This is a genomic window from Hydrogenophaga pseudoflava (genome assembly GCF_004353865.1).
Taxonomy (GTDB): Bacteria; Pseudomonadota; Gammaproteobacteria; order Burkholderiales; family Burkholderiaceae_C; genus Hydrogenophaga; species Hydrogenophaga pseudoflava.
This window is the reverse complement of record NZ_CP037867.1, coordinates 4,568,249-4,585,782: the sequence shown is the minus strand read 5'-3', so window position 1 is coordinate 4,585,782 and position 17,534 is coordinate 4,568,249. Positions and strand designations below refer to the sequence as shown.

Here is a 17,534-nt window from a genome sequence, read left to right as displayed (position 1 = left end):
CGCGACGGGTCAGCGGTGATCCGCCGGTGTGGCGCGGTGCGGGCAATCCGCCTTGCTGCACGTGGCGTACAGCGAGAGGGCGTGTTCCTGGAGCACAAACCCCCGGGTTTTGGCAATCATCTGCTGGCGCTTTTCGATTTCCGGATCGAAGAACTCCTCGACCCGACCACAGTCCAGGCACACCAGGTGGTCGTGGTGCTGGCCCTCGTTGAGTTCGTAGACGGCCTTGCCCGACTCAAAGTTGCTGCGCGAGAGCAGGCCGGCCTGCTCGAACTGCATCAGCACGCGGTAGACCGTGGCGAGGCCAATGTCGGAGTGCTCTTCGAGCAGGATGCGGTAGACGTCCTCCGCCGTCATGTGGCGGCGCTTGGCGTTTTGAAAGACTTCGAGAATCTTCAGCCGCGGCAGGGTGGCCTTCAGGCCCGTGCTCTTGAGTTCTTCGATGTTGGACATGGCGGCAGAAGCGGGTGGCAATTGAATGGCCGCCGGATCCTGTCTGGACCCCGGGGCTACAATGGCCGGATCATATCGTCAGCGCGCGGCGGTGGTGCCAATGACCCGGGGATCCCCGCGGTCGAGCGCTTTATCTGAGAGTCGCACATGCGCCTGTCTATCCTGAATCCCCTGATGCAGCCGCAGGCCCGTATCCGCAGTGGCGCATGGCCACGCTCTGCACTGGTGCTGGCTGCCTGCATGGCCCTCGGGGCCTGTTCCAGCGTGGGTGAGAAGATGCCTTCCGCCTCCAGCGTGGCGGGTTTCGTGACGCCCTACAAGGTGGACGTTCTTCAGGGCAACGTGGTGACCCGCGAGCAGGCCCAGGCGCTGCAGCCGGGCATGGCGCGCGACCAGGTGCGTGGCGTGCTGGGCTCGCCGCTGCTGGCCAGTGTCTTTCATGCCGACCGCTGGGACTATGTGTTCACCCTCAAGCGCCAGGGACAGCCGCCGCAGCAGCGCCGGTTGACCGTGTTCTTCAAGGGCGACATCATGGACCGCATCGAGGCGGACGAACTCCCCAGCGAAACCGAGTTCGTGTCGTCCCTGGATTCCCGCCGCAAGACCGAGAAGGTGCCGCCACTGGAGGCCACCGAAGAGCAGCTCAAGGCCTTCCAGGCGCGCAATGCAGGGTCTGCGCCCGCCCCGGCGCCGGCGGCCCCAGCCGCGCCCTCCACTTCTTACCCACCGCTGGAAACCTCAGGGGCACCACGATGAGCCTGGCGACCGACTCCCTGCACCGGGTGTGCATCGCCGGTGCCAGTGGCCGCATGGGCCAGATGCTGGTCGACGCGGTGCGTGGCAGCGGTGACTGCACGCTGACTGGCGCGCTGGATGTGTCAACCAGCACCGCCATTGGCCTCGATGCCGGCGCGTTCTCCGGCAAGTCCACGGGCGTGGCGATCACCGCCGATATGGCCGCCGGACTGGCGGGCAGCCAGGTGCTGATCGACTTCACCCGCCCCGAAGGCACGATGGCCCACCTCAAGGCCTGTGTGGCCCACAAGGTCAACCTGGTGATCGGGACCACGGGTTTCAGCGATGAGCAGAAGGCCGAGATCGCGGAGGCCACGAAGTCGATCGCCATCGTGATGGCGCCCAACATGAGCGTGGGTGTGAACGTCACGCTCAAGCTCCTGGAGATGGCGGCCAAGGCCCTGTCGACCGGGTACGACATCGAGATCATCGAGGCACACCACCGCCACAAGGTCGATGCCCCCAGCGGCACAGCCCTGAAGATGGGCGAGGTGATCGCCGACGCCCTCGGCCGCAACCTCAAAGACTGCGCGGTGTACGGCCGTGAGGGCGTGACCGGCGAGCGGGATCCGTCGACGATCGGTTTTGCAACCGTGCGCGGCGGTGACATCGTGGGCGACCACACCGTGCTGTTCGCCGGCACCGGCGAGCGCATTGAAATCACCCACAAGTCCAGCAGCCGCGCCACCTATGCGCAGGGCAGCCTGCGCGCGGTGCGGTTCCTGGCCGGCCGGTCGGCTGGCCTGTACGACATGTTTGACGTGCTCGGCCTGCGCTGAGCCGGACGGGACGAGGGAGAACGATCCATGGGTGGCGTCTGGCAAACCATCTGGCAGGGCGATGCGGTCAGCCGCGGTGTGGCCCTGCTGCTGCTGGCCATGTCGGTCGCGAGCTGGGTCGTGATCCTCTGGAAGGGGTGGCTGCTGCGCCGGGCGGTGCGCGACGTTCAGACCTCGACCGCCGCCTTCTGGCAGGCCGGTTACCTCGACGAGGCGCAGCAGCGCCTCAAGACCTTCGATCCCCGCCGTCTGGTGCTGCCTCTGCTGGAGGCCGCCCGCACCATCGAACAGGCCGCCCCGCAGACGCTGGCCGCCGCCGGTGACCGCTCGCAGCAGCTCACGCGCGTGCTGCGCGATGCGCTGCACCGGGTGCTGCACCGCCTGCAGTTCGGGCAGGTGCTGCTGGCCACCGTGGGCTCCACGGCGCCTTTCGTGGGCCTGCTGGGCACGGTGTGGGGCATCTATCACGCGCTCACCGAGATCGGCATCGACGGCAAGTTCCGCATCGAACAGGTGTCTGGCCCCGTGGGCGAGGCGCTGGTCATGACAGCGGCCGGCCTGGCCGTCGCCATCCCGGCGGTGCTGGCCTACAACGTGCTGGGCCGTCAGATCGCCCGCATCGAGGCCGACCTCGAGGGCTTCGCGCGCGACCTGCGCGAGCTGTTGGTGCACCACCAGGAGCGTGCGCAGTGAGCTTCGGACGACTGGAAAAACCGGGCGGCAACCAGCCGATCAGCGACATCAACGTCACGCCGCTGGTGGACGTGATGCTGGTGCTGCTGGTGATCTTCATCATCACCGCGCCGCTGATGTCCAGCCGGCTGGAGCTGGAGCTTCCCAAGACCGAAGACAAGGCCGCCCAGGTCGAGGAGCCCGAGGCCTTCGTGTCGATCAGCGTCGATGCACAGGGTCAGGTCTACTGGGACGAGCAGCCGGTGGATGCGGCCGCGCTCCAGAAGCGCCTGGAAGAGATCGCCAGGCGCGACCCGGAAACCGAGCTGCAGCTGCGCGCCGATACCGCGGTGCCCTACGGGCGCATGGTGCAGCTGATCGGGATGGCGCAGTCCGTCGGCCTTTCACGCATCGGTTTTGTGGCCGATCCGGCCACGGGCGCACCCTCCGCGCCGGTGCCGGGTCGCTGAACCGCAAGCCCTAAAATCAGGGGCGACGCAGTCCGCTGCCCCTTCCGAACGCCGGCCCAGCCCGGCCCCAGCCCCATGCAAGACAAATACGCCCACCAGGACGTCGAGCGCGCAGCGCACGCCCACTGGACCGCCACCGACGCCTACCGCGTGACCGAAGACGCCGGCAAGAAGAAGTTCTATGCCTGCTCCATGCTGCCCTATCCCAGCGGCAAGCTGCACATGGGCCACGTGCGCAACTACACCATCAACGACATGCTCACGCGCTACCTGCGCATGAACGGTCACAACGTGCTCATGCCCATGGGCTGGGACGCCTTCGGCCTGCCGGCCGAGAACGCGGCACTCAAGAACGGCGTGCCGCCGGCCAAGTGGACCTACGAAAACATCGCCTACATGAAGCAGCAGATGCAGGCGATGGGCTTGGCCATCGACTGGTCGCGCGAGGTCGCCACCTGTTCTCCGGACTACTACAAGTGGAACCAGTGGCTGTTCTTGAAGATGCTGGACAAGGGCATCGCCTACCGCAAGACCCAGGTCGTCAACTGGGACCCGGTGGACCAGACCGTGCTGGCCAACGAGCAGGTGATCGACGGCCGCGGTTGGCGCACCGGCGCGTTGGTCGAAAAGCGTGAGATTCCCGGGTATTACCTGAACATCACGTCCTATGCCGACGAACTGCTCAACCACGTGCAGCTGGGCAATGAGAAGGCGACGCTCAACGGCTGGCCCGACAAGGTCCGCCTGATGCAGGAGAACTGGATCGGCAAGAGCGAGGGTGTGCGCTTTGCCTTCACGCACGACATCCAGGGTACCGACGGCGCGCTGATCGGCGACGGCAAGATGTACGTGTTCACCACGCGCGCCGACACCATCATGGGTGTGACGTTCTGCGCGGTGGCCGCCGAGCACCCGCTGGCACACCACGCCGCCTCGACGCAGCCCGCGCTGGCCGCCTTCATCAACGAGTGCAAGACCGGCGGCACGACCGAGGCCGAGCTGGCCACGCAGGAAAAGAAGGGCATGGCCACAGGCCTGTTCGTCACCCACCCGCTGACCGGAGCACAGATTGAGGTCTGGGTCGGCAACTACGTGCTCATGAGCTACGGCGACGGCGCTGTCATGGGTGTGCCGGCGCACGACGAGCGCGATTTCGCGTTCGCGCTCAAGTACCAGTTGCCGATCAAGCAGGTCGTGGCGGTCGAAGGCGAGACCTTCTCCACCGACGCCTGGGCCGAGTGGTATGGCGACAAACAGAAGTGCGTGTGCGTGAACTCCGGCGAACTCGACGGCCTGGGCCACAAGGCCGCGGTGGACAAGGTCGCCGAGCTGCTGGCCGCCAGGGGTCTGGGCGAGAAGAAGACCACGTTCCGCCTGCGCGACTGGGGCATCAGCCGCCAGCGCTACTGGGGCACGCCGATCCCGATCATCCACTGCGAGTCCTGCGGCCCGGTGCCGGTGCCCGAGAAGGACTTGCCGGTGCGCCTGCCCGAGGACCTGGTGCCGGACGGCAGCGGCAACCCGCTGAACAAGTGCGAGGCCTTCCTGAAGGTGGACTGCCCCTGCTGCGGCAAACCCGCGCGGCGCGAGACCGACACCATGGACACCTTCGTGGATTCGTCCTGGTACTTCATGCGCTATTGCGACCCGACCAATTCTGAAAAGATGGTCGCGGGCGGCGCCGACTACTGGATGCCGATGGACCAGTACATCGGTGGCATTGAGCACGCCATCCTGCATCTGCTGTACGCGCGTTTCTGGACCAAGGTCATGCGCGATCTGGGCCTGGTGAAGGTGGACGAGCCCTTCACCAAGCTGCTGACGCAGGGCATGGTGCTCAACCACATCTACTCGCGCCGCACCGAGAAGGGCGGCAAGGAGTATTTCTGGCCGCACGACGTGGAGCATGTGCTCGACGAAGGCGGCAAGATCGTCGGCGCGAAGCTGAAGAACGCGGTGGGTGACCTGCCGGTGGGCACGGCCATCGACTACGAGGGCGTGGGCACCATGTCCAAGTCCAAGAACAACGGCGTCGACCCGCAGGACCTGATCGAGAAGTACGGCGCCGACACCGCGCGCCTGTACACCATGTTCACCGCGCCGCCCGAGGCCACACTGGAGTGGAACGACGCGGCCGTGGAGGGCAGCTACCGCTTCCTGCGCCGCGTCTGGGGGTTCGGCCACAAGCTCAGCGCCATCGGTGGCCTGGGTGCGCTGGCGGCCGGCGTGTCGGGACAGAGCCTGTCCAAGGCGGCCAAGGCGCTGCGTCTGGAGATCCACACCGTGCTCAAGCAGGTGGACTATGACTACCAGCGCATGCAGTACAACACCGTGGTCTCGGGCGCGATGAAGATGCTCAACGCGCTGGAAGACTTCAAGGGCGATGGCGGCGAGGGCGACAACGCCGCGCTGGCAGAGGGCTTCGGCATCCTGCTGCGCGCGCTGTATCCCGCCACCCCGCACATCGCCCACACGCTCTGGAGCGGGCTGGGCTATGCAGCCGTGTCGGGCGACCTGCTGGATGCGCCCTGGCCCAAGGCCGATGAATCGGCCCTGCAGCGCGACGAGATCGAGCTGGTCCTCCAGGTCAACGGCAAGCTCCGTGGCAGCGTGATCGTGCCGGCCGGCGCCGACAAGGCCGCCATCGAGGCCGCTGCGCTGGCCAGCGAGGCGTTCCAGAAAGCCGCCAACGGCGCTGCGCCCAAGAAGGTCGTGGTGGTGCCCGGCCGTCTGGTGAACGTGGTGGTATAAAACTTCGATTCCCGTCGCATGTCCCCTTTCAACCGAGCGAGAACCCAAGCCATGGCCCCTGCTGTCCTGAAATCACCGGCCCGTCGGGCCGCCCTGCGGGGTCTGGCAGCGGCCGGTTCGGCAGGTCTTCTGGCCGGTCTGACGGGCTGCGGTTTTGCGCTGCGCCAGGCGCCCAAGTTCGCGTTCGAGTCGGTGCAGGTGGCGGGCTTTGAAAACACCTCGGTGTCCCGGTCGCTGCAGCAGGCGCTGGTGTCGTCGGGGCTGCGCGTGGTCAATTCGTCGGCTGGCGCCCGGGCGCCGGTGGATCCCGCGCAGGCCGCGGTGCCGCCGCAGGTGGTGCTCATCGTCACACTGGACCGCCATGAGCGCGTGGTGTCCGGCCAGACCGACACCGGCCAGGTGCGGGAACTGACCCTGCGCGCCCGGTTCCGTTTCCGGCTGACGACCCCGGCGGGAAAGATCCTGATCGAAGACACCGAGCTGCTGCTGGAGCGCGACATCAGCTTCAGCGAAACGGCGGCCCTGGCCAAGGCCGCCGAAGAGAACCTGATGTTCCGCGACATGGACGGCGACATCGTGCAGCAGGTGCTGCGCCGGCTCGCCGCTGTGAAGACCCTCTGATCCCATGCAGCTTGCCGCCCCGCAGCTGGCCGGGCATCTGCAAAAGGGACTGCGCTCCCTCTACACGCTGCACGGTGATGAGCCGCTGCTGATCCAGGAGGCGGCGGATGCGATCCGTGCCACCGCGCGCGCCCAGGGCTACACCGAGCGCACCGTGCACACCGTGGCCGGTGCCCACTACGACTGGAGCGAGGTGCTGGCCAGCGGCGGTTCGATGAGCCTGTTTGCCGACCGGCAGCTGATCGAGATCCAGATCCCGTCGGGCAAACCGGGCAAGGACGGCTCGCAGGTGCTGCAGCAAGTGGCCGAGGCCGCGCGGGACAACGACTCGACCCTCACGCTGGTGCTGCTGCCGCGGCTGGACATGGCCACGCAGAAGGGCGCCTGGTTTGGCGCTCTGGACAGTTTTGGGGTCACCGTCCGGGTGGACCCGGTCGAGCGGCAGGCGCTGCCCGCCTGGATCGCCCAGCGCCTTCAGGCCCAGGGGCAGCGGGTGCCGGCGGGAGAAGCAGGGCAGCGCACGCTGCAGTTTTTTGCCGACCGGGTCGAGGGCAACCTGCTGGCGGCGCACCAGGAAATCCAGAAGCTGGGTCTGCTGTATCCGGCTGGCGAACTGAGCTTCGAGCAGATCGAGAACGCGGTGCTGAACGTGGCGCGCTACACGCCGTTCAAGCTGGCCGAGGCGGTGCTGGGCGGCCAGGTGCTGCGGGTGCAGCGCATGCTCGATGGCCTGCAGGCCGAGGGGGAGGCTGCGGTGCTGGTGCACTTCGCGCTGTCCGAGGACATCCGCACGCTGCACCGGGTGCGCGCCGCGATGGACGCCGGCCGGCCGCTGCCCATGGCGCTGCGCGAGAACCGGGTCTGGGGCATCAAGGAAAAGCTCATGGAGCGCGCCCTGCCGCTGATCCGACCCGCGCAGTTGGCGCAGTGGCTGCAGGATGCGCACACGGTGGACGGTATCGTCAAGGGACTCAAGCAGCCCGACTGGCCGGCCGATCCGTGGGACGCCCTGCACCGCATGGCACTGAGGGTGGCCAATGCCTGTGCGCTGAAGTAGGCACTCTGCGAAAATCGCGTGATGAACGCGACTTCCACCTCCGAACTGATGAACACCCTGGGCAGCCAGGCCAAGGCCGCTTCGGCGCTCATGGCCAAGGCCGGCGCCGCGACCAAGGTCAAGGCGCTGCGCGAGCTGGCCCGCCTGCTGCGCGAGAACGTGGCGCCGCTGCAGGTGGAGAACGCCAAGGACTTGGAGCGCGCCCGTGCCGCCGGTCTGGCCGAGCCGATGGTGGACCGGCTCAAGCTCAGCCCCAAGGTGCTGGAGACCTGCGCCGAGGGCTGCGAGCAGCTGGCCGCGATGCCGGACATCATCGGCGAGATCATGGGCATGAAGCAGCAGCCCAGCGGCATCCGCGTGGGCCAGATGCGCGTGCCCATCGGCGTGTTCGGCATGATCTACGAGAGCCGCCCGAACGTGACCATCGAGGCCGCCAGCCTGTCGATCAAGAGCGGCAACGCCTGCATCCTGCGCGGCGGCTCCGAGGCCATCGACTCCAACCGCGCGCTGGCCGCGCTGGTGCAGCAGGCCCTGGTGGCCGCCGGCCTGCCGGCCGACGCGGTGCAGCTGGTACCCACCACCGACCGCGCGGCCGTGGGCCAGTTGATCACCATGCCGCAGTACGTGGACGTCATCATTCCTCGTGGTGGAAAGGGCCTGATCGAGCGCATCAGCGCAGAGGCCAAGGTGCCGGTCATCAAGCACCTTGACGGCAACTGCCACACCTACGTGGACGACCCCTGCGACATCGCCATGGCGGTGAAGGTGGCCGACAACGCCAAGACCCAGAAGTACAGCCCCTGCAACGCCACCGAAAGCCTGCTGGTGGCGCGCGGCGTGGCGGCTGAGTTCCTGCCAAAGATCGGCGCCGTCTACGCCGCCAAGGGTGTGGAGATGCGCGGCTGCCCCGAGGCCCTGGCCATCCTGGCCGCCGTGCCCGGTGCCCATGTGACGACCGCCAGCGAACAGGACTGGAGCGAGGAATACCTCGCGCCCGTCGTCAGCGTGAAGCTGGTGGACGGCGTGGACGAGGCCATCGCCCACATCAACCGCTATTCCAGCCACCACACCGACGCCATCCTCACCACCGACCACGTGCACGCCCAGCGCTTTCTGCGCGAGGTCGATTCGGCAAGTGTCATGGTGAATGCGAGCACCCGCTTCGCAGACGGCTTCGAGTACGGGCTGGGCGCCGAAATCGGTATCAGCACCGACAAGTTCCACGCCCGCGGGCCGGTCGGCGTCGAAGGCCTGACCTCGCTGAAGTACGTGGTGCTGGGCGAAGGCGAAATCCGCACCTGAGCGGGGCTTGCAAGCCGGGCCGCCGCCCCCATTTCCGACCTTTGGCTGTCTTGGCCGGTCCCTACAATGGGGCGGTCGTCTTATTCTTCGCGCAAAGGTTGTCCCATGGTTCCGCACCTCGTCACGGCATTGACCGGTCCGATCAACGAGCTGGAGCAGCGGATCCTCGAGTCCACGCCGGTGATCGAGCGCTGGTTCCGTCTGGAATGGATGGAGCACACCCCGCCGTTCTACACCTCGGTGGACGTGCGCAACGCCGGCTTCAAGCTGGCACCGGTCGACACCAACCTCTACCCCGGCGCCTGGAACCACCTGACGCCCGAGATGATGCCGCTGGCGGTGCAGGCGGCGATGGCGGCGATCGAGAAGATCTGCCCCGAGGCCAAGAACCTGCTGCTGGTGCCGGAAAACCGCACCGACTCCTTCTACCTGGCCAACCTGGCGCAGCTGCAGCGCATCTTCTACCAGGCCGGCCTGAACGTGCGCCTGGGCTCGCTGTCCAACGACATCAAGGCACCGACCACCTTCGACCTGCCCGGCGGCGAGTCGGTCACGCTCGAACCGCTGATCCGCAGCAAGCGCCGCCTGGGCCTCAAGCACTTCGACCCCTGCACCATCCTGCTCAACAACGACCTGGCCGCCGGTGCGCCGGGCATCCTGGAAGACCTGCACGAGCAGTACCTGCTGCCGCCGCTGCACGCCGGCTGGGGCATCCGCCGCAAGAGCAACCACTTCAAGGCCTATGAAGAGGTGGCCAAGCGTTTCGGCAAACTGCTGGGCATGGACCCCTGGCTGATCACGCCCATGTTCAACCAGTGCGGCGCGGTGAACTTCGCCGAGCAGAGCGGGCTGGAGTGCCTGCGCAGCAACACCGACGCGCTGCTGGCGCGCGTGCGGCGCAAGTACAAGGAATACGGCATCAACGAGAAGCCCTTTGTCGTCATCAAGGCCGACAACAGCCATGCGGCGCTGGGCCAGCTGACGGTGCGCGACGCCAAGGAGCTGGACGATGCCTGGTTCCAGGCGCGCGCCAAGGCCACTGCGGGGCACGCGATCGGCGAAGTGATCATCCAGGAAGGCGTGCTCACCAACGAGCGCATCAACGCCGCCGTGGCCGAGCCGGTGGTCTACATGATGGACCGCTACGTGGTGGGGGGCTTCTACCGCGTGCACGCCGACCGCAGCACCGACGAGAGCCTGTCGGCCCCGGGCGCGAGCTTCGTGCCCCTGGCCTTCGAGCAGAGCGCCCAGCTGCCGCAGCCGGGTGCCAAACCCGGGGCCAGCGTGCCCAACCGCTTCTACATGTACGGGGTGATCGGCCGGCTGGCCATGCTGTCGGCCGCCTACGAACTCGAAGCCACCGACCCCGAGGCCGAAACCTACGACTGACGCCGGACGGTTGTTGCGCCGCAACATCCGGCGCCCGGCCGTCCGTTTGAGGCCATCTCCCGGCTGACAGCCAGGTGGGCGCGGGCGCAGAATCGCGGTCTTCCAGACAACGGGTCTGGCCCGCCCGGGCCGGACGGTTTTGTGTCCTCGAACAAGTCGTCGCTTGCTGCGCTCACCCTGGGCGCCATCGGTGTGGTCTACGGCGATATCGGCACCTCGGTGCTGTACGCCATCAAGGAAATTTTCGGGTCGGGCCATGTGCCCTTCACCCACGCCAACGTCTACGGCGTGCTCTCCATCGTCTTCTGGACGCTGACGGTCATCGTCTCCCTCAAGTACGTCACCCTCGTGCTGCGCGCTGACAACGGCGGCGAAGGCGGCCTGATCGCGATGCTGGCGCTGGCCTCGCAGGCGGTGAAAGACAAGCCCGAACTGCGCAAGTGGCTGCTGGCCATCGGCATCTTCGGCACCTCGCTGTTCTACGGCGACGGCGTCATCACACCGGCCATCTCGGTGCTGTCCGCGGTGGAGGGTCTGGAGGTGGTGTCGCCCCACTTCAGGAAATACGTGGTGCCCATCACGCTGCTGGTGCTGTTCGCGCTGTTCTTCGTGCAAAAGCGCGGCACGGGTGGCATCGGCCGGTTCTTCGGACCGATCACCGTGCTGTGGTTCCTGTCCATCGCCCTGCTGGCGGTCCCACACATCGTCGGCCACCCCGAGATCCTGGGGGCGCTCAGCCCGCACCATGCGCTGCGCTTCATGTGGGAGCAGCCGGGCACGACTTTCATCATCCTGGGCGCGGTGGTGCTGTGCGTCACCGGTGGCGAGGCGCTGTACGCCGACATGGGCCATTTCGGCAAGAAGCCGATCCGCCTGGCCTGGTTTTCCATCGTCATGCCCTGCCTCACCATCAACTACTTCGGCCAGGGCGCGCTGCTGCTGGAAGACCCGGAGGCGGTGAAGAACCCCTTCTTCAACATGGCGCCCGACTGGGCCCTGCTGCCCCTGGTGGGCCTGGCCACCATGGCCACGGTGATCGCCTCGCAGGCGCTGATCTCCGGCGCCTTCAGCGTGACCAAGCAGGCCATCCAGCTGGGCTACCTGCCGCGCCTGAACATCCGCCACACCAGCGTCAGCGACACCGGGCAGATCTACATCCCCTTCGTCAACTGGGGCCTGTTCACCGCCATCGTGCTGGCGGTGGTGATGTTCAAGTCCTCGTCCAACCTGGCGGCGGCCTACGGCATCGCGGTCACGCTGGACATGCTCATCACCACGGTGCTGACCTTCTTTGTCATCCGCTACGGCTGGAAGTACCCGCTGGCCCTGTGCGTGGCCGCCACCGGCTGGTTCTTCATCGTCGACCTGGCCTTCTTCAGCTCCAACCTGCTCAAGCTGTTTGCGGGCGGCTGGTTCCCGCTGCTGATCGGTGGCGTGGTGTTCACGCTGATGATGACCTGGAAACAGGGTCGGGCCCTGATGGCCCGGGCGCAGCAGGCCGAGGCGATCGAGCTGGACAGCTTCCTCGAAGCCGTGTTCATGGACCCGCCCACGCGGGTGGCCGGCACGGCCGTGTTCCTGACCGCGGACACCGGCACCGTGCCCAACGCGCTGCTGCACAACCTCAAGCACAACAAGGTGCTGCACGAACAGAACCTGTTCGTCACCGTGCGCAGCCACGAACGCCCCTGGATCGGCCTGGACAAGCGACTGGAAGTGGAGCCGCTGGGCCACGACTGCTGGCAAGTCGTCATCCACTACGGCTTCAAGAACGACCCGGACGTGCCCAAGGCGCTGGAACTGATGCGCGGTCGCGGCTGCGACCTGGAGCCCATGCTGACCAGCTACTTCCTCTCGCGCGACCTGGTGGTGCCCACGCTGGGCGAGGGCATGGCGCTGTGGCGCGAGAAGCTGTTCGCGCAGATGCACCACAACGCGGGTGCGGCGGCCGAGTTCCTGAACCTGCCGGCCAATGCGGTGATCGAGCTGGGTTCGAAACTCGAGATCTGACGCCCGGCACAATCGCCGGATGTCTTTTTTCCGTGACCTGAACCTCTCGGCCGCCACGGCCGGCTTCGTGGCGGTGCTGGTGGGCTTCACCAGCTCGGTCGCCATCGTCTTCCAGGCCGCGCAGGCCTTCGGCGCCACGCCCGAGCTCATCACCTCGTGGATGTGGGCGCTGGGCCTGGGCATGGGCCTGTGTTCGGCCATCCCCTCGCTGATCATGAAGAAGCCCGTCATGGTGGCCTGGAGCACGCCGGGTGCCGCGGTGCTGGCCACGGCCGGCCTGGCCGGCGGCTTCACGATGGCGCAGGCGGTGGGCGCCTTCATGGCCTGCGCCGTGCTCATCATCCTCTCGGGCGCGACCGGCCTGTTCGAGCGGGTGATGAACCGCATTCCCATGGCGATTGCGTCGGCGCTGCTGGCAGGCGTGCTGGCGCGCTTCGGCCTGCAGGCCTTCGCCGCGGCGCAGACCGCGCTGCCGCTGGTGGTGCTGATGCTGCTGGCCTACCTGCTGGGGCGGCGCTTCCTGCCGCGCTACGCCGTGCCGCTGACGCTGCTGGTGGCAGTGGTGACCGTGGTGGCCAACGGGCAGTTCAACGCCGGTGCGCTCACGCTGCAGTGGGCGGTGCCGGTGTTCACCGCGCCCGAGTTCACCTTCGGTGCCTTCGTCAGCCTGGCGCTGCCGCTGTTCATCGTGACCATGGCCTCGCAGAACCTGCCGGGCGTGGCCGCGATCCGCGCCGCGGGCTACCACATGCCGATCTCCAGGATCATCACCATGACCGGCGTCGCCACCCTGGTGCTGACACCCTTCGGCGGCTACGCGCTCAACCTCAGCGCCATCACCGCCGCCATCTGCATGGGCGAAGAGGCGCACGCCGACAAGGACAAGCGCTACACCGCGGCCGTGGCCTGCGGGCTGATCTACATCGCCATCGGCCTGGTGGGCGCGGCGGTCACCGGCCTGCTGCTGGCCTTCCCCAAGGAGCTGGTGCTGGCCATCGCCGGGCTGGCGCTGCTGGGCAGCATCGGTGGCGGCCTGCATGCGGCGCTCAAGGACGACACCCACCGCGAAGCCGCGCTCATCACCTTCCTGGTCACGCTCAGCGGCGTGGTGATTGCCGGCATCGGCTCGGCGTTTTGGGGCGTGGTCGCCGGCGCGCTGGCGCTGTTTGTGCAACAGTACGGAGCCCGAAAGCACACACCATGAACATCCTCTTCGTTGCCGACCCGCTGGAGTCCTTCAAGACCTACAAGGACACCACTTTTTCCATGATGCGCGAGCTGCAGCAACGCGGCCACGCCATCGCCGCCACCGAGCCACGCCACATGGGCTGGCGCAGCGGTGGCACCGTCAACGCCACGGTGCGCCGCATCCGCCTGACCGGCGACGCGCACGACTGGTTCGCAGTCACCGGCGAGGCAGTCGAATCGCTGAAAGACTTCGACGCCGTGCTCATGCGCAAGGACCCGCCGTTCGACAGCGAGTTCTTCTACTGCACCCACCTGCTGGAGCAGGCGCAGCGCGAAGGCGCGCGCGTGTTCAACCGGCCCTCCGCGCTGCGCGAGCACCCGGAAAAACTGGCGCTGATGGAGTTTGCCGAGTTCGCGCCGCCCACGCTGGTGACGCGCTCGCCCGAGGCCATCCGCGCCTTCCACGCCGAACACCGGGACATCATCCTCAAGCCGCTGGACGGCATGGGCGGCATGGGCATCTTCCGAGTCGGCGCCGACGGCATGAACCTCGGCTCCATCATCGAGACGCTCAACCAGGGCGGCGCCACCAGCGTGATGGTGCAGCGCTACCTGCCCGAGATCGTGGACGGCGACAAGCGCCTGCTGCTGATCGGCGGGAAGGTGGCGCCCTATGTGCTGGCGCGCATCCCGCAGGGCAACGAGGTGCGCGGCAACCTGGCGGCGGGTGGCAAGGGCGTGGCCCAGCCGCTGTCCGACGAGAACCGCGCCGTGGCCGAGGCCATCGCGCCGGTGCTGGCGGCGCGCGGCCTGCTGCTGGTGGGGCTGGACATGATCGGCAACAAGGTCACCGAGATCAACGTCACCAGCCCGACCTGCTTCCAGGAGATTCACGACCAGACCGGCTTCGATGTGCCGGCCATGTTCGCTGACGCCTTGCTCGATGCGCTGGGCCGCTGAGCCCTTGCACCCAAATCGCTAGCGCCAAATGCATGCCGGCCGCCGTCGGTCATGCATCAAGAACCCTTGGTCCCGAAGTCGGCCGATCGTGACAAATTCGATCGGTAGAAAGTACGCACACAAGGGTTAACCCGGTCTTGCTTGGCTTGCGAGGGTGTGGGTGCTGCATTACAAATACGCGGGCCAGGGGAGAGTAAGCATCCGAACAGCACACCATGCCCGAGAACATCGATACGAAGCGCACCATTTTTGCCAAGACCGCCTTGGGCCAGCAGCAGATCCAGACGCGCGACCTGGGACTTTCACCGATCGTGCGCCGCGCCCTGGTGCTGGTGGATGGCAAACGCACCGCCGACGAGCTGTCGGTCTTCCTCGTGGGCAAGGGCGACATCGCAGAGGTGCTGGAGCAGCTTCTGCAGCTGGGTTGCATTGAAGCCGTCGGTCAGGCCCCCGCCGCAACAACGTCCAGGGCGGCCGCGTCCCATGAGCGGATGGCGGCGGCTCACACCGCAGGCGAGCCGGACGACACCGGGGCAGACCTGGCGGGGCTTCCGCCGGCGGACAGCCGCAGCGCCCAGGACAACGAGATGGCGCGCAACTTCATGATCAATTCGATCAACGCCATCATCGGGCAGAACATGCGCGTCACCCTGGTCACCAACATCTTCCAGGCGCAGGGATCGGAAGGCCTGCGCAAGGTTTACCGCGACTGGGAAACCAGCATGGCGGGGCACAGCGCCGGTGCCCGCAGACTGCCAGAGCTGCGCGAGAAGCTGTTCAAGATTCTGTGAGCGACCCACCGCCCTGAGGCAGGCCGTCAACGAACACCTTGAGTTCCCCGGGCTCGAACGCGGTCCATTGCTCGTCGCTGGTCAGCGGTGTGGTGACGATCACGGCCGCGCGGTCGCCGGGCTGGTTGACCTCGGCGAAGTTGACCGTCCAGTCGTGGTCCATCAGCGTGGCCTTGGAGAACGGGTACTGGCGCACCAGATAGTGGAGTTTCGTGCTGCAGTGCGCCCACATCGCCTCGCCGTTGGACAGCAGGAAGTTGAAGGTGCCGAAGCGGGTGACCTGCGGGATCAGTTCGCGCAGGGTGTGCGTCAGCTCCTCGACGCTGGGCAGGCTGGCGTGCGACTTGGCCAGTTCCTGCATCAGCCAGCAGAAGGCGCGCTCGCTGTCGGTGGTGCCGACCGGGCGGAACGCGCTGTGCAGCTTGGGGAAATAGTCCTTGAGGTCGCCATTGTGGGCGAACACCCAGTGCCGGCCCCAGAGCTCGCGCGTGAAGGGATGGGCGTTCTCCAGGCTCACCTCGCCGATGGTGGCCTTGCGCACGTGGGCGACGATGTTCCTGCTCTTGAGCGGGTAGCTGCGCAGGAACTCGGCCATGCGCGAGTTGGCCGCGCTCTCGTGGTCGATGAACAGCCGCAGGCCCCGGCCCTCGAAGAAGGCGATGCCCCAGCCATCCGCGTGGTGGTCGGTGGCACCACCGCGCCGGCAGAAGCCGGTAAAGCTGAAGGATGCGTCGGTCGGGGTGGCGCAGTTGAGGGCGAGCAGCTGGCACATCCGACTATTGTCCGGCAGCCTTCCCGGTTTTTGCACGCATTTTCACGGCGGCCCCGATGGCCAGCGCACAAATGGCTGCGACCATGAAAAACGTCTCGTTGAACGGCGCGAGGTGGCCGGGCGCGGTGTTGCCCGGGACCAGCTTGAGACCGTGCGCCGCGGTTCGCCACTCCAGCACGATGCCGCACAGGCTCACCCCCGCGGCGCCACCCAGCATGCGCAGGAAGTTGATGGCGCTGGCGCCCTGCGGGATCTGTGCACGTGCCAGACCGCGCATCGCCCCGACGTTCAGCGAGGGCAGGATGAAGCCAAGACCGAGCCGGCCCAGGATGGCCCAGGCCACCAACAGGGTGAGGGTCTGGGCGCGGTGGTCGGTGTCGATGGTGGGCATCAGCGCGAACGAGCAGGCCAGCAACAGCAGGCCGATGCTCACCAGGCGGTGGGCCGGCTGGCGGTCCGAGATCCGGCCCACGACGGCGATGGTCACGGCCAGCACCAGGCCGGCGGGCAGCAGGATGGTGCCGACGAACGACGCCGACAGGCCCAGGCCCATCTGCATGTAGACCGGCAGCAGGTAGGTCGAGCCGAACAGCGCCACGCCGTAGATGAAGGCCACGATGCTCCCCATGGCGAAGCGCCGGTCGCGGAACAGCGAGAGGTTCAGCAGCGGGTCCACCCCCTGGTCGGGGTGGCGGGTGCGCGCCAGCAGCATGCGCCGCTGCAGTGCCACGAAGACCAGCAGCGCCAGCGCGGCCCCACCCAGCAACCCGAAGGCCGCGAGGGGCGTGCCGCCCTTGAGCTCCACCAGGCCGTTGAGCAGGCACAGTGTGCCGGCCGTGGCCAGCAGCAGGCCGCGCCAGTCCAGCGCGGCGCCCTGCGGATTGGGGGCGGCACCGCCGGGGGCGGTGGTCGGCACGAAGCGCCGCGCCATCCACAGCGAGGCCAGGCAGAACGGCACGACCAGGAAGAAGATGGAGCGCCAGCCGAAGGCGTCGACCAGCAGGCCACCGATGGACGGGCCCAGCGCCGGCGCCAGCACCACGCCCATGCCGAAGATGCCGCTGGCGCGGCCCTGTTCCTGGGAGTCGAAGGCGCGCAGGATGATGATGGCGGGGATCGGCTGCACCACGCCCGCGGCCAGTCCTTCGGCCACGCGCGCGGCCAGCACCAGCGGGTAGTGCTGTGCGAAGCCGCCCACCAGGCCGCCGACCAGCAGCAGCCACATGCAGCCGGTGTAGGTGCGGCGGTAGCCGTAGCGCGTCAGCAGCCAGGGCGTGGTGAGCATGGACACCGTCATCGCCGCCATGAAGCCCGAGGAGGCCCACTGCGCGCGCTCCTGGCCGAGTGCGAAGTGGTGGCTCATGTCGGGGATGGCCACGTTGACGATGGTCGAGGACATGACCGAGGCCATGGTGCCGACCATCACCGAGAGCAGCAGCAGCCAGCGGTAGCGCGGCCCGTGGCGTTCGCGCAGGGCGGCGATGGAATGAGGGTCGGGTGGTGTGTTCATGCGGGCGGGTCCAG

General features: G+C 67.3%; 16 protein-coding genes. 13 read left to right on the top strand and 3 right to left on the bottom strand.

Features of this window, described 5'->3' with window-relative positions:
- Positions 1-9: 9 nt before the first annotated feature.
- The gene (gene fur / locus HPF_RS22065; protein WP_066156852.1) at positions 10-453 is read right to left on the bottom strand and encodes a ferric iron uptake transcriptional regulator; all 444 of its coding nucleotides are present in this window, start codon (positions 451-453) and stop codon (positions 10-12) included.
- A 174-nt stretch (positions 454-627) separates the two neighbouring features.
- On the opposite strand from fur, the gene HPF_RS22060 reads away from it, so the two are divergent.
- The 13 genes from HPF_RS22060 to HPF_RS22000 all read left to right on the top strand — a co-directional run bounded on the left by HPF_RS22060 (position 628) and on the right by HPF_RS22000 (position 15,238).
- Positions 628-1,209 (top strand): outer membrane protein assembly factor BamE, encoded by a 582-nt coding sequence (locus HPF_RS22060; RefSeq protein WP_133158207.1) that lies wholly within the window; start codon positions 628-630, stop codon positions 1,207-1,209.
- A complete protein-coding gene (gene dapB / locus HPF_RS22055) occupies positions 1,206-2,027 on the top strand; it encodes a 4-hydroxy-tetrahydrodipicolinate reductase (protein ID WP_133157839.1) in 822 nt (273 codons plus the stop codon). Before HPF_RS22060 ends, dapB begins: the two co-directional genes overlap by 4 nt.
- Positions 2,028-2,054: 27 nt before the next feature.
- Entirely contained in the window at positions 2,055-2,720 is a 666-nt protein-coding gene (locus HPF_RS22050; RefSeq protein ID WP_127806755.1) for a MotA/TolQ/ExbB proton channel family protein, read from the top strand.
- Complete coding sequence (locus HPF_RS22045) at positions 2,717-3,169, top strand: ExbD/TolR family protein (protein ID WP_066156844.1); 453 nt, start codon at positions 2,717-2,719, stop codon at positions 3,167-3,169. The genes HPF_RS22050 and HPF_RS22045 overlap by 4 nt, the downstream gene beginning before the upstream one ends.
- A gap of 75 nt (positions 3,170-3,244) precedes the next feature.
- Positions 3,245-5,920: a leucine--tRNA ligase gene (gene leuS, locus HPF_RS22040; RefSeq protein ID WP_133157838.1), complete on the top strand. Its 2,676-nt coding sequence runs from the start codon at positions 3,245-3,247 to the stop codon at positions 5,918-5,920.
- A gap of 51 nt (positions 5,921-5,971) precedes the next feature.
- Positions 5,972-6,541 carry an LPS-assembly lipoprotein LptE gene (locus tag HPF_RS22035; RefSeq protein ID WP_133157837.1) on the top strand — a complete coding sequence of 190 codons (570 nt, stop codon included), beginning with the start codon at positions 5,972-5,974 and terminating at the stop codon, positions 6,539-6,541.
- 4 nt (positions 6,542-6,545) lie between these two features.
- On the top strand, positions 6,546-7,598 hold the full coding sequence (holA, locus tag HPF_RS22030; protein ID WP_133157836.1) for a DNA polymerase III subunit delta: 1,053 nt from the start codon (positions 6,546-6,548) through the stop codon (positions 7,596-7,598).
- A 21-nt stretch (positions 7,599-7,619) separates the two neighbouring features.
- Positions 7,620-8,900: a glutamate-5-semialdehyde dehydrogenase gene (locus tag HPF_RS22025; protein ID WP_133157835.1), complete on the top strand. Its 1,281-nt coding sequence runs from the start codon at positions 7,620-7,622 to the stop codon at positions 8,898-8,900.
- Between the two features lie 105 nt (positions 8,901-9,005).
- Positions 9,006-10,289: a glutamate--cysteine ligase gene (gene gshA, locus HPF_RS22020; protein ID WP_066156836.1), complete on the top strand. Its 1,284-nt coding sequence runs from the start codon at positions 9,006-9,008 to the stop codon at positions 10,287-10,289.
- Between the two features lie 141 nt (positions 10,290-10,430).
- A complete protein-coding gene (locus HPF_RS22015; RefSeq protein WP_127806752.1) occupies positions 10,431-12,299 on the top strand; it encodes a potassium transporter Kup in 1,869 nt (622 codons plus the stop codon).
- Positions 12,300-12,318: 19 nt separating this feature from the next.
- The gene (locus HPF_RS22010; RefSeq protein WP_133157834.1) at positions 12,319-13,503 is read left to right on the top strand and encodes a benzoate/H(+) symporter BenE family transporter; all 1,185 of its coding nucleotides are present in this window, start codon (positions 12,319-12,321) and stop codon (positions 13,501-13,503) included.
- Positions 13,500-14,447: a glutathione synthase gene (gshB, locus tag HPF_RS22005; protein WP_133157833.1), complete on the top strand. Its 948-nt coding sequence runs from the start codon at positions 13,500-13,502 to the stop codon at positions 14,445-14,447. The genes HPF_RS22010 and gshB overlap by 4 nt, the downstream gene beginning before the upstream one ends.
- A 215-nt stretch (positions 14,448-14,662) precedes the next feature.
- A complete protein-coding gene (locus tag HPF_RS22000) occupies positions 14,663-15,238 on the top strand; it encodes a hypothetical protein (RefSeq protein WP_066156825.1) in 576 nt (191 codons plus the stop codon).
- Here HPF_RS22000 and HPF_RS21995 read toward each other — a convergent pair.
- Positions 15,225-16,010: a class II glutamine amidotransferase gene (locus HPF_RS21995; RefSeq protein ID WP_066156823.1), complete on the bottom strand. Its 786-nt coding sequence runs from the start codon at positions 16,008-16,010 to the stop codon at positions 15,225-15,227. The genes HPF_RS22000 and HPF_RS21995 overlap by 14 nt on opposite strands.
- 4 nt (positions 16,011-16,014) lie before the next feature.
- A complete protein-coding gene (locus tag HPF_RS21990) occupies positions 16,015-17,520 on the bottom strand; it encodes an MFS transporter (protein ID WP_133157832.1) in 1,506 nt (501 codons plus the stop codon).
- Between the last annotated feature and the right edge of the window lie 14 nt (positions 17,521-17,534).